General features: G+C 46.2%; 10 protein-coding genes. 2 read left to right on the forward strand and 8 right to left on the reverse strand.

Annotation, left to right across the window (positions count from 1 at the left end):
* The 5 genes from Q1Q15_RS09975 to Q1Q15_RS09995 all read right to left on the reverse strand — a co-directional run.
* Positions 1–1,028, reverse strand: a 1,028-nt coding sequence (locus Q1Q15_RS09975) for a Tm-1-like ATP-binding domain-containing protein (RefSeq protein ID WP_300459095.1), incomplete at its 3' end; no start/stop codon positions are given.
* An 82-nt stretch (positions 1,029–1,110) separates the two neighbouring features.
* Positions 1,111–2,766: an AMP-binding protein gene (locus tag Q1Q15_RS09980; RefSeq protein ID WP_300459097.1), complete on the reverse strand. Its 1,656-nt coding sequence runs from the start codon at positions 2,764–2,766 to the stop codon at positions 1,111–1,113.
* Positions 2,767–2,940: 174 nt separating this feature from the next.
* Complete coding sequence (gene ppcB, locus Q1Q15_RS09985) at positions 2,941–4,347, reverse strand: phenylphosphate carboxylase subunit beta (RefSeq protein WP_300459100.1); 1,407 nt, start codon at positions 4,345–4,347, stop codon at positions 2,941–2,943.
* 133 nt (positions 4,348–4,480) lie between these two features.
* Positions 4,481–5,563 (reverse strand): PEP/pyruvate-binding domain-containing protein, encoded by a 1,083-nt coding sequence (locus Q1Q15_RS09990; protein ID WP_300459103.1) that lies wholly within the window; start codon positions 5,561–5,563, stop codon positions 4,481–4,483.
* Between the two features lie 9 nt (positions 5,564–5,572).
* Complete coding sequence (locus Q1Q15_RS09995) at positions 5,573–7,414, reverse strand: PEP-utilizing enzyme (protein ID WP_300459105.1); 1,842 nt, start codon at positions 7,412–7,414, stop codon at positions 5,573–5,575.
* Positions 7,415–7,694: 280 nt separating this feature from the next.
* On the opposite strand from Q1Q15_RS09995, the gene Q1Q15_RS10000 reads away from it, so the two are divergent.
* Positions 7,695–8,654, forward strand: coding sequence for a LysR family transcriptional regulator (locus Q1Q15_RS10000; protein WP_300459107.1), 960 nt, complete (start codon positions 7,695–7,697; stop codon positions 8,652–8,654).
* A gap of 45 nt (positions 8,655–8,699) precedes the next feature.
* On the opposite strand, the gene Q1Q15_RS10005 is transcribed toward Q1Q15_RS10000, so the two are convergent.
* Positions 8,700–9,659, reverse strand: coding sequence for a LysR family transcriptional regulator (locus Q1Q15_RS10005; RefSeq protein ID WP_300459109.1), 960 nt, complete (start codon positions 9,657–9,659; stop codon positions 8,700–8,702).
* Between the two features lie 331 nt (positions 9,660–9,990).
* The gene (locus tag Q1Q15_RS10010) at positions 9,991–11,133 is read right to left on the reverse strand and encodes a hypothetical protein (RefSeq protein ID WP_300459110.1); all 1,143 of its coding nucleotides are present in this window, start codon (positions 11,131–11,133) and stop codon (positions 9,991–9,993) included.
* A 305-nt stretch (positions 11,134–11,438) separates the two neighbouring features.
* Between Q1Q15_RS10010 and Q1Q15_RS10015 the strand changes: the two genes are divergently transcribed.
* The gene (locus tag Q1Q15_RS10015) at positions 11,439–12,098 is read left to right on the forward strand and encodes a metallophosphoesterase family protein (protein ID WP_300459112.1); all 660 of its coding nucleotides are present in this window, start codon (positions 11,439–11,441) and stop codon (positions 12,096–12,098) included.
* Here Q1Q15_RS10015 and idi read toward each other — a convergent pair.
* Positions 12,079–12,630: an isopentenyl-diphosphate Delta-isomerase gene (gene idi, locus Q1Q15_RS10020; protein WP_300459115.1), complete on the reverse strand. Its 552-nt coding sequence runs from the start codon at positions 12,628–12,630 to the stop codon at positions 12,079–12,081. The genes Q1Q15_RS10015 and idi overlap by 20 nt on opposite strands.
* Positions 12,631–13,056 lie beyond the last annotated feature (426 nt).

A 13,056-nucleotide genomic window follows, 5' to 3' on the forward strand; every position in this document is an offset into this window, starting at 1 on the left:
ATCATAATTTTCACCGGGGCTTTTGCCCCATTGAGCTTTCTGGCAAATTCAGCGGCAACCTGTTTGAGCTCATCAGGATTAAGGCGAATCCAGGTCCTGAATTTATCCAGATCATACTTGGGTCTGTCATAAAATTCTTTTTTATATTTTGACCGGGACGGGGTCATGTGATTGACCGAACAGGTGGAAATAATCTGGGGAATGCCTTTTTTCCCTGCAGACTCCAGCCGGTTGGGGCCCCCATCCCGCATATACCCGAAAAGATGCTCGCCCACACCGCCCGGTGCCAGATCAAGGACCCCCTGGAAAAATCCTTCGGCAATCATCTTTTCCATGGCCTTGTCCCCGACACCCGCCGCAGAAAACCCGGTGACCTGGTATCCTTTTTTTTCAAGGGCTTTCCTCACCGAACTGGCGCATTGTTCACATGGACCCAACATGGTCATGGCAATGGTTTTCTTGCTGTCGGTGCGAAGGGGATTGTCCACATACTTTATCATGCCTTTCATGGCATAACAGGCCCGGTCCATGACATTGGTGAGCATATCTGTGATACCGGATATTTCGACAACTGAATGAAACAACAAAATATCACCCGTGCCAATGTATTTTGTGGAAAGCCCGGGAAGCGCTGCAGTGGAAGAAATCATCAGCTTGGGGATGCCAAAGGGCAACGCGCGCATGACATCCGTGGCCATCAGAGAGCCGGTGGACCCGCCAATGGCCATGATACCATCAATTTTTCCGGCAGCATACAGATCCTTGGCAATTTTTGATGCCCCGTCAATAATCAGGTTGGTAATGGTGGACCGTTCTTTGGACGTGTTGATTTCTTCTATGGTGGTGCCGCCGGCCGATGCCACATCGGACGGGGTCAGTTCTGCCCTTGATTTTTCCTTTCCCCGCATGGAAAGGTCCATTAAAAGCGGTAATACATCGATTTCTTTAAACTTATACTTTAAATACCGTGTTTCTTCTCTTTTGGTATCAAGGGTGGATATGATTAAAACGGTTTTAGATGTCGTCATTTTTTTGGCCTTTTATAGACCTGCAGCTATTGCACTCTCAAATCTTCTAAAACACAATTGTCACAGGTCTATTGTTATAAACCTAATTCAAACCCAGGATCTTTCGGATATCTTTTTTAAGGGTCTCTTTGTTCACCTTCCCGGAATCCCCTACAGCAGGAAATTCATCTACGATTTCAAGGTGTTCGGGAACTTTAAACATGGCAATATCTTTTGATTTAAGGAAATCCACCATGGATTGGAAGTCAAATTCTTTTCCTGCTTTCACCGTTACAAAAGCGGCACAGCGTTCCCCCATTTCCCTGTCAGGATATCCCACGATGGCCACGGATGCCACGGATGGATGGTCATTCAACAACCCTTCCACTTCAGCCGGATAGATATTCTGGCCCCCCCGGATAATCATGTCCTTGGCACGGCCCAGGATCCACAGGCACCCCTGGTCAAACTTGACAATATCTTCTGTTGTGGTCCATCCGTCTTTATCAAAGACTGTGGCCGTGAGTTCTTCATCCCGGTAATACCCTGCCGGAGCATGGGGTCCCCGGAAATACAGGATACCGGGCTCACCTTCCGGAACCGTTTTTTCCTTGTTTTCCTGGTCGGCCAGTCGAACCTTGTTGCCCGGCAGCATTCTGCCCACAGTGCGTCGCCTCAGGTCCTTGGAATCTTCCACCCGGCACCCTGACACCGATCCCATGTCCTGGGTTCCCAGGTCACTGGTAATGGACGCGCCAAACGCCTCTTCAGCCTCTTCTGCGATCTGGGGGGACAAATATCCCCCGGCCGACCGGATAAACCGTAAAGAACTCAAGTCATACTTGGACACATCCGCTTCCAGCATTCTCACCAGATGGGTGGGTACCACGCCAATGGCCGTGGCCTTTTCTTTTTCAATGAGGGCCAAGGCTGCATCCGGGGAAAATTCTTCCAGCATAACGGTCTTGGCCCCGGCAATGGGGGCTGCAAAATAGGTCAGGGTTCCGGCAGCGCCCCCGGCGTGGGGGGCAATGGCCATGGTGATGTCGTCTTTGGTCAAACCCCAGATATCCACCCGACCTTTGGAGGTGCAGATTCGAGGAGCCGGTGGCCATTCTACCAGCTTTGGGATACCCGTGGTACCCGAAGTGGTGGTTAAAATAGCGATGTTTTCAATGGGATCAAACCGCCTTTTTTCAAGGATTGACTTGTCCACCGGCAATTGGGCCCTTTTTTCAACCAGGCTGGTTAATGAAAAAGTGCCGGCCGGTGCATCCTGGGGAACGACGTCATCAAACAGGAAAATATTTTTCAGATGGGGGAAGTCTCGTTGAAGCTCTTCGTACATTTCCAGATAATTGAACTTGTTGTAGGTTGAAAGTATAATCACGGCCGAGGCCTTGGTTCGGTCCACCATATAGGTCAGCTCTTTTTTTCTCAAGTACGGATAAACCGTCAGGGAAATCAAGCCGGCCCGTTCACAGGCAATCCTTGCCAGAAACCCGTAAACACTGTTGGGAGACTGAATAATCACCCGGGAGTGTTTTTCAATACCCATCTCGACCCAGGATATGGCCATGGCATCCACAAGCGCCACGGCCTGTTTCCATGTCAGTCTGTATTTTGAATCCACCAGGGCTTCCTGATCCGGTATTTCCCTGGCATTCTTGGCCCAGAAATCATAAAATGTCTCCCGGGTCCAGTAACCGTCTTTCAGGAATTCATCTGTCATCTTTTTTTTATATCGAATTGGTTTCATGACTCATCCTTTTCTTATGGAGTCCTTCAAAGGGAGATATGTTTAAATTTGAATGCTCTCCCGGTTTCAGAACAACTTGGTTAAACCCTGTGACAGGCCGTTTTTTTTATTTGAGAATCCTTCGACCTGTCACAAACGGTTTGCGTTCATTTTGTTGTCGTAAATGATGTCTACTTAAAACCCAAGCTCTGACCAGCGTTCTTTCACCCGGGCAACCATATCCGGATCAAGCTGGATCTGGACGGGTTTTGGATCCCACTCGTAAGGAATCGTACAATCCATGAGAAGTCTTCCGGTAATCCATCTGGCATTGATGGGCAGAGAAGGATCCAGCGGGGTTGAACGGCCTCGCTTGATGACCTGGCAACGATTGGGCTGGAACCTGAAACTCATGGCATACATCACCCTGGGGATGTCCCATGAATCAATGTCTTCATCCACCACAATGACTGTCTTTAAGCCATAAGCACCCATTTCCGTCGAAATAGCGGCTGTCAATACCTGGTCCACATGTCCCGGATACATCTGTTTCATGGAAATGATAGCAAGGAACCTGCCGGCACCTTCCGGGGGGCAATAGCAATTTTTCAAACCGGGAATATTCATTTCATTCAACTGCTGCCAAAGCGTTGCCCCATAAGACAATGCCATCACCATGTGAGAATCCGTTACCGCTCGCCCGACGGTTGTTCCCCAGTGAATCGGGTTGTTTCTGTAGGTCACACATTTGACATCAATAAAGTTTCTGGGATCGGTTCCCACACCGGAATAATACCCGGTGTATTCTCCAAACGGGCCTTCTTCCATGAATTTATCCGCATCCACGAATCCTTCCACCACAATTTCAGCATGGGCAGGAATCGGCAAATCCACCACTTCCCCTTTAACCACTTCAACCGCTTCACCGCGAAACGCACCAGCCACGTCATATTCACTGGTAAATGCACCCACACGGGCAGCACCAAGGATAAACAATATGGGATCGCAACCGGATATGGAGGCCACCGGCATGGGTTGTCCAAGGGCCTGGTATTTTTTGAGCATGATATCCGCATGTTTTCCTTTGATAAACTGGGTACCGATTTTGTCTTTACCCAGCAACTGACTTCGATAGGTACCCAGGTTTACCCATCCTGAATCCGGGTCTTTTGTAATAATAAAATGGGCAGTTCCATAATATTTCCCCCCATCCAGAGGATAGTAATGAGGAATAGGGAAGATATTCAAGTCCACATCATCCCCCATCATGATGTTCTCTTTACAGGGGGCCTGGCTTTTATCCACATATACTGGCGGGATGGGTTTTTTTGCTTTTTCCGCCCAGGCGCCATACAGATCGGTGAGGCTTGAATTTTCAGATTCGCCCATTATAATGGCCAGTCTTTGAACTGTGGTTGCAGCACTTGTAATGACGGGTGATTTATAGCCTTTGCAATTTTCAAACAGCAATGCGGGGCCCTGGGCTTCTTCATTGAGTTTTGCAATATGCGATAACTCCAAATGGGTGTCAACTTCAGCGGTGATACGTTTCAGAAGACCTTTTTCTTCACAGACGGCAATAAAATCTCTCATGTCTTTCATAAATTTCAACTCCTTTTTCAGTGGTCCCCCTTTTGGTGCAATGGTAGGGTTACCGGCGCGATGCGCACTGATTTATATTTTTGGCCAGGCCTTGGGATTCAAGGCCTGGAAATTCGACAAGATTAGGTTATCATCAAGTGAGTTTTCTACCGGTCACCAATCCGGCACAAATGTGCTCCAGGGCGGAAGACCTGGCTTGAGTGATGGGTTTTCTTTCTTTACTGCTCCACACGGTTTCCGGTCGGCTCTGCAGGATCAATACTTTTGCTTTGCCGGGGGTGTCTTTATCAATGGCCCATTCAATGTCCATGGCCTTGCCATAATGCTTTTCAATCCGTTTTCCAATAATGGCCAGTTCAATGACATCTCTATCCACCACACATTGGGTATCGGCTCTTTCTGATGGAATATCCTCTTTTACCACCCTGTGCGCTTTTGGATCACGGATATAACAAATGGTTTTATGGGAAATTGATTTTTTAATAATTTCGTCCGTGATCTTGTTCACGATAAAATTATCCGGTGTACATTCACCGCTGACAACACTCTCCCCAAACCCATAGTTGGCATCTATGGCGATGGTGGACCGATCTCCGGTGGCAGGATTCAATGTAAACATCACCCCCGCAGTCCAGGAATTGGCCATTTTCTGAACCCCCACGGAAATTTCCACCTGGTCGTGGGGAAATCCCATTTTTGCCCGGTAATAGATGGCTCTTGCGGTAAAAAGACTTGACCAGCATTTTTTCACATGGTTGACAACCCCGTCCGCCCCCCTTACCCAGAGAAACGTATCCTGCTGACCGGCAAAACTGGCGCCCGGAAGATCCTCGGCCGTGGCACTGGATCTGATGGCCACGGGTACCGCAGGGACATTGCTTCGTTTGGACAGCCGTCTGTAAAATTCGCAGATATAATCCTGCAGTTCGTCACTGACCGGTGTGCTTTCAATGAGGGCCCGGATGGCCTTGCTGGCCTCTTCACCCGAATCCATATCATTGACTTTAATGCCATCCAGTATCCTGAAAATCTCCGTTTTGATCTGTCCCTGCTCAAGGAAAAGGGTATAGGCCTTTGTGGTTACGGCAAAGCCCGGTGGTACTGGAATCTTTGCTTTCAGCAATTCACCCAGGCTGGCGTTTTTGCCCCCCACAAGGGGAATGGATGTCAAATCGCATTCTTCAAACCAAAGGACGTAGTCATTTCTTTTTTCCATGATCCTGCCCTACCTTTCGATGTAGATTCTGCCGGTATCGCCATTGAGCTTAATTTTCATACCAGATTTGATAATCGCTGTTGCCTGACCGGTTCCCACAACTGCCGGCATACCATATTCACGACACACAATGGCAGCATGGCTCATGATACCACCCACATCCGTGATAACCCCTTTTATTTTCTGGAATACCGGAGCCCAAGACGGAGAAGTGGTGGGGGCCACAAGGATCTCACCCTCTTTGAGTTGCCCAATATCCTCAACCGACCGGCAGACCCTTGCAATGCCCTCAACCACACCGGGAGACCCTGCAAACCCTTCTATTTCATTGACTTTATCCGGATCACCGATTTCTTTTAATTTCGCCCATGCCGCCATACTATCATTGGTAACCCCCCAGAGAACAATGGTAAACGGCTCTGCAATGACTTCAGGCGGGGTTCCCACCGCAGGGACAGGACGATTTTCTTTAAATAATTTAAAGACTCCTTTTCGCCACTGGATTTCTTCGGGCCAGTGCAGGGGACCATAGCCTTTTGTGCCGGTGGCCCAGGCTGTCACCAGATCCCATAAGGCTTCCTTGATTTCACTGCGGGACATAAACCAGATGTCTTCGGTTGCATCAATGAAGTGATGATCTGCCATGATGACGGCCACCTCTCTCATCTTGTTCCAGAATACGGAATGGAACCAGTGTTCGACATAAAACATATGATTCTCAACATAGGGGAAAACCATTTCAGCGGTACCGTGGAGCTGATCAAAGGTCTGTCTGTCCTGATCCGTTGTTAAAAGCCCCCGATACTCCTTGATCAGCTTTTTACGTTCTGCCTTGATGGCTTCCATGGGCCGGTCAATGTTTTTACCGCCGTTGAGTTTTTGGATGTAGATTCGAACAGAACTCAAGGGGATATTCAGGTTGTCATTCCAGGAAATATCCTGATGATACCATCCGGTTCCCGTTGAAATGTTAAACCAGGGATATTTGGCCTCATCCCAGGCACTGACCCATTTCTTACCCTTTTCAGACCCTTCAAGTTCCGAAATAACCGTTTTAACGTCCTTGGTATCGTCTCCTATTTGCGAATCAATGCCCAGCTCAATGGCCAGTTTGGCCAGTTTTTTCAGTTCATCATCCGGTCTGTATAACATCACATCAATGCCGCCCACCATCTGGGTGATTTTCTGGAGGGGAATATCCGGAAAGGCTTTGGTACAGAAATCAACAAAGGTGACATAGGAGGCATATCCCAGGTTTAAAAATTCAAAATGATATTGCCAGCAGCGAATTCCCAGATCAATTAAGGTGTCATAATTTTTCAGCATCTGATATCCGCTTGAGGTCCCCAGTCCGTTTTTGACCACCGAGATATCTTCCATCTCCGGCAGGGGGCTGATTTCCAGGTTTTCAATCTCTGAAATAATCCCTTTCATTTTCTTTTCCCAGTTGTCATGGAGGGTATCCCAGTTTTCATAATAGTATCCGGCCCTTTCCATGAACATGGGAATTCTTTTTTGAACTTCGTCAGGATCTGTCACCGGAACAGGAGAGATATAGACATTCCCGTTGATAATTCTGTGATCGACCCCATAAACCGGTGGAACACTGAAAACCCGGGTATTAAACTGGGATAATGCCAGAAACCACGCTTCGTCCCAGATAATATCAAAGGGACATAATGGCTCTGGATAATGAAGCGCATCATTGAACCAGAACATATTGTTCTCATACTCTTCCCGCTCTTTGTCTTTTGTTGTAAATTGATAATGGTACGGGTACATTCTTTCCCACCCTTCTGTGCCAGGGATTGTTGCGATTTCGTGGGGATTAGGAAAACTTTTATCAGCCATTTTTGCCTCCATTTAAGAAATTAAGTGTTGAAAAAACCGACCAAACGAAAAACCCGATCCATACTTGCAAAAAACAAAGAGCGTTGAATGAAGCGTGAAACAGGAACCAAAAACGCTCAAAAAACAAAACAGAAATAAAGTTGTTCAGACAACAAGTATGTGATGGATCTGTGATACTGCTTGACAAAAAAAGTGTCAATTCATATAAACTTATTCGATTTATAAGAATTTCTTATGATACGCCTTTTTATATGGCAGGCTAAATTGAGGATTGTGACACATGATCAACTTGAATCAATTGAGAGCATTTTACTATGTTGCAAAGCACTCAAGCCATACCCTTGCCGCGGAGAAACTCTTTATTTCCCAGCCGGCGGTAACGGCCCAGATTAAATTGTTTGAAAATTTTTATGAAATAAAGTTGTTCAAAAAACAGGGCAGAAAACTCATTCTTACCCATATCGGAGAACTATTGTTTCAAAAGGCTGAACGTCTCTTTGAGATTGAGGATGAAGTTGAAAATATTCTGATCCAGATGGCAGAGCTGAATCAGGGACTTTTGGAGTTGGGATGCACCCGGGCCTATGCCAAACATATTATGCCGTCTGTTATTTCGGTTTTTCACAGGGCCTATCCGAACATCAAAATCATTCTCAAGGAAGGCAGCTCCATGGCCATGATCAACAGCCTGATGGAATTTAAAAATGAAGTGGCCGTGGTGGCTCAAATGGAAGTAAAGGACCCAAGGCTTCAATTTGTTCCGTTCAGCCAGGAAGAAATCGTCCTGGTTCTGCCGGTAAATCATCCGCTGATCCGAAAAAAAGAAATTGAATTTCAAGACATTGTAATGGAGCCATTTATCATGAAGGCCAAAGGCTCTGCTACCCGGAAAAAAGTCCAGGACCTTTACAAACGACACAACGCGGCCCCCAATATTTTCATGGAATCGGATAATACCGAATTTATTATTGATCTGGTAGAAAGGGGAGAGGGAATATCCTTTCTGGTCAAGCCCACCATTGATCAGAAAATAAAAGAAAAAAAACTGGTCTCCCGAAGATTAAAAGGCACTGAAATATTTCTTGACGTGAATTTTTGCTACCTGAAAAACACACCGCTGTCACCTGCTGCCAAAGCCTTTTTCAATGTGCTCAAAAATTCATTTATCAAAAGATCTCCCCAGGGAGGTGTTGGCTCCATCATGGCCAGAATTCTTGCCGTGAACCACCAGAACAGATGAGCCCCGCCAAAAGCGCCAGGTCCATCTTAATGTCTTCCAGGACTATCAATGATCCATACCCCTGTAGTGCGGCGGTATGGTGTCCAGTAAATTATCGATACCCTGGAAACACACGTCCCTTGTCCTTAAGGTCTCCAGGTTGTCAATAAAAATCTGTGCCGGAGGTGAAAGGGGCTGATCTTTTAAATAGGCAATGCTCACATCCAAAAACAGTTTCTGTCCTTTTAGAGGGACCGTTGCCAGTTTTTTCTCTTTAAGTTCACCCTCCACAGCCCCGCTTGCCAGAAATGAAATCCCTTCTCCATGCTGAACCAGCAATTTCGTCATTTCCGCATTGCTCATTTGCATTAATATCTTTGGCGCGCACCCGTTTGCCGCAAACAATTCGTTGACCAGCCGACGGGTTCCTGAACCGGGTTCTTTCATGATAATCGGTTCATCCGCCACCTCCTGGAATGTGATCGTTTTTTTGTGTGCCAGGTGATGATCCGGTGGAAGGATAAGGATCATCTCTTCCCGGCTGAAGGGAACAAAGCAAATATCCGTTAATTCTTTTGCCTCGGCCACCACCACCAATTCGTTTTTAAAATCAAAAAGGCTCTGGATCATGTCCTTGGAACTGCCTTCATCCATCTCTATTTTGATATGCGGGTAGGGCTCCCGAAAATGGGCGATCAAAAACGGCATACAATACCGGGCATACGTCCTGGCTGTGCCGATCCGCAAGGTACCCCGCTTTAATTTCTTGATCTCTTCAACCACTGTCTCGATTTCTTTTTCACAGTCAAAGATCTTTTTTGAATAGTCATAGAGGGTCTTGCCTTCATCCGTGAGATAAAGTTTACCCCCTTTTTTCTTGAAAAGCTTCAGCTCCAGGTGATCCTCAAAGAGCTTCAAATGGGCTGTAACTGCCGGCTGTGTAATAAAAAGCTTTTTAGCGGCTGTGCTGAAATTCATATGCTTGGCAGCCTGATAAAAGGCCCTGAGTTGATTTAGGTTGATCATTTTTCCAACTTTCTGTGTTCTTTTCTCAAAAATTTGATGCCTTTTTCGTACCCACCCTTAATCAAATTTACAACAACTTAGGTTGTTATTGTATGTCATTGTTTCGGCAAATCCAAGAACTTTTTCAACGCATTGGAGACGTATATGCTTCCAATGGGTATCCCATAAGCCCAACTGCTTTTCAGGAAATAATAGTGGCCACGATATGATGGGTATGCCGATGAGAAATCGCTAAGACAATAGCTGCTGAAGAACCTTTTTTCGACGAATGTCTGGGGTGTTCCTATAGGCTTCCCCTATGAGGGGAATCCTATAGAATGTAAAATTCCCGTTACTCAGGGTTGGGCGCATCAGGTGGCGCCGGTGTTGGGGGCAGCGGCCAGAAATCCCACAGGTCACCATAACAGGCCCAGGCAGGGAAACTCAGGCCCAGCATCATGGTGGCCAGTACAAATATGTTGTTTGGATATGTCATTACCGAATCACCAAAATGCCAGACAGCGATGGCTATATAAGCATTATAAGCGGCAATACCAATGACAATGGCGATCAACATGTTAACAAATCCCGATAAGGGATTTGAAAGTGCCCGGCCCGGCCACATCTGGAACATCGTCATCATCATCAATAACCCGTATAGAAAACAAATGCCATACAGCATGAAGTTAAGGGGCTCGATTTTTAAGGTATTGACCCCTATCCCATAGGCGATGCCGGAAAGGACTCCGCAAGTTATGACCAGGACGATTCCCAGCACGGGTTGTTTCATGATCCCCGGGAATTTGTTAAGCGGCCACATATCCAGCGCTGCAAAGGAAAAAAGAAAAATGAGCATCCAGAAATAGAAGGTAATCGCACATTCCCAACGAAAGAATCCGCTGGGTGCGATGTCGGCAAAAGGCGCCAAAGGTCCGCCTGGGGCATAGAAGGGGACCGCCTGAACGGAAGATAGATATTCTCCGGTGGGAAAAGACAATAAATCAAAATTAAACAGGAGTTTGTTTAAAAAGAACATGAGCACATATGCCAACAGCAATGTCAGCCATCCACTGGCGCCCAGCGACAATTTGTTGAATGGCCACAACCCGAAGGCAATAACAAGAAAGAACGTTGTAATAACAACCGTGATCGCATAAATGTTCGTGAAGGGTTGCGCAGCACCGCGACTCATGAAATTAAGAATCACATAACTGGCCATGACGCCGATAATCGCCACGAAAATTGTCAGTAATATCCCGCGCCACGGTTGTTTAATCCCCTCTGTTGAGGGATATGTGCCCTGCTGCCAACCCAGGGCGACCATAACCAGGATGGGAATAAAAGACAAGATGAGAAGCGTGAAATGTCCGTTAAACGTTTTCATACTAAAAATGGTCGTAAGTAAAAACGTGTACCCCACTGTGACGACCACACCAAAAAAACCGCGCCAGGGTTGTGGTATGGTCCAGCGTTCTGCTGGTGTTAATTCATTCATTGCTTTTTTTCCTCCCAATGTTAAAATTAAGTTCCACTTTCTCTTGCACATCACCTTTAATTTGCTACTTATTGTGAGGTGCGAATTAACTCAGGTCAATTCAATTAACTTGATAGGGGGCATAAGTTTTCTTTATAGCTTTAGGAACCCGGGAATAGATAATCACACAAAATATGGCGTAGAATTTGACACAATTCCTGCCGGCATGACCACAGCCCGCCATTTCACAAACAAACAACAGGGTTTACTTATCCGGATCAGACCTTATTTTGTGGAGTATTAATTTTGAACAAAAAGGGTAAAATATGAAAATAGCTGTTTTTTCGGATGTACACAGTTGCTATGTGAAAATGGCCGCTGTTTTTGAAGACATGGAAAAATATAACATTGATCACTATATTTGTCTGGGAGACATTATTGGGTATGGAGACCAGCCCGAAGAAACCATTAAATTGTTAAAAGAAAAAAATGTCGTCTCCGTCAAGGGAAACCATGAACTGGCCATGTTTAAAAGAAGTTATCTTGAAGTTTTTCCCAAGGAGATCAAACAGCCACTGCTGGATAATATCGCTGCAATTTCCACTGCATCCGTCCGATACCTGGAAGATACCCCTGACTATTTAAAATTGGGAAACGCGCATTTTGTCCATGGCACGCCACCGGATAAATTAACGACCTATATCTATGATGTGACGGATTACTATTTAAAAACCCTGTTTAACAATTCCGAAGAACGGATTTTCTTTACAGGTCACACCCATAAATTAAAATTAATCACTTACAAAGACCGACTGGTATATCGTCGGAGAATTGTAAAAAATTGCACCATCCCTTTGGAAAAAAACCAGAAATATCTGTTAAATGTGGGAAGTATCGGATTTTCCCGGGATGATTTTGAAGCCTCCAAATATGCCGTGTATGATACGGTAAACAAAGAGATCATGGTCAGGATGGTGACCGCATAAATGTATTAAATTTTTTGTCTGAAGCTAAAATCCGGGTTTCCTCGATACACCAGGGAGAATACCGCTCGGGACAGGTAATCGTTTCTTCCAGCCACGCCGCCCATTTTACCCACTTGACAGCCTGAACTTCCCGTGGATCAGGGGTCACTTTGCCATCATAACATCCGATAAAAATAGGACAAATTTCATTTTCCATGACACCATCCTTTGAAAAACAATACCGGTAGTCTGAAATTTTTTCAACCGTCGTCAGGTCCACCCCAAGCTCATAGCGGGTTCTCCGCATCACAGCGCTCGCATAGGATTCACCGGGGTATGGATGACCGCAGCAGGAATTTGACCATACCAGGGGCCATGTCTTTTTACCTTCCGCCCTTTGCTGCAGCAGCAGTTCTTTAGCGGCGTTAAACAAAAAAAGAGAAAATGCCCTGTGCAAAGGGGTTTCCTGCGTATGGACGGTCCGTTTCTCCTGAATGCCAATTTTTCTATCCCTTTCATCTACCAGGACCACATAGTCTTCAGTATTTTTCATTTTCAACTCCTGCTGAATCTTCACTCATCTGCGGATTGATGGCAAAATTAGTCTCTTGTTTAAACATCATCATATGGATGGGCAGAAGGCACCGGGCCTTTCATATACAATATGAAGTGACAAGAAGAATGTCAATTCCTATAAACTGATGAAACCTATAAGTTTTTCTTATCGTGTTTATATAAAAATGCGACAGCAGAGCCCCCGAAGGGCGATCGGATCGGCCCATTCGGACCCAAAGGCGATCAGCCCATTTGCCCTGCCGGGCGTTAAGAAGCGCAGGCTGTTTGAGGACACACCTGCCCGCAGTTCCTGCGCTTTAGACCGTTAGGGCAAATGGGTCGCCGACGGTCCGGGGCCGATCCGATAGCCCTTCGGGGGCGGCATAATACCATTTTCGTTATTCCTTGCGTCGGCAGGCCGACA

The organism is Desulfobacula sp. (assembly GCF_030145145.1).
Taxonomy (GTDB): domain Bacteria; phylum Desulfobacterota; class Desulfobacteria; order Desulfobacterales; family Desulfobacteraceae; genus Desulfobacula.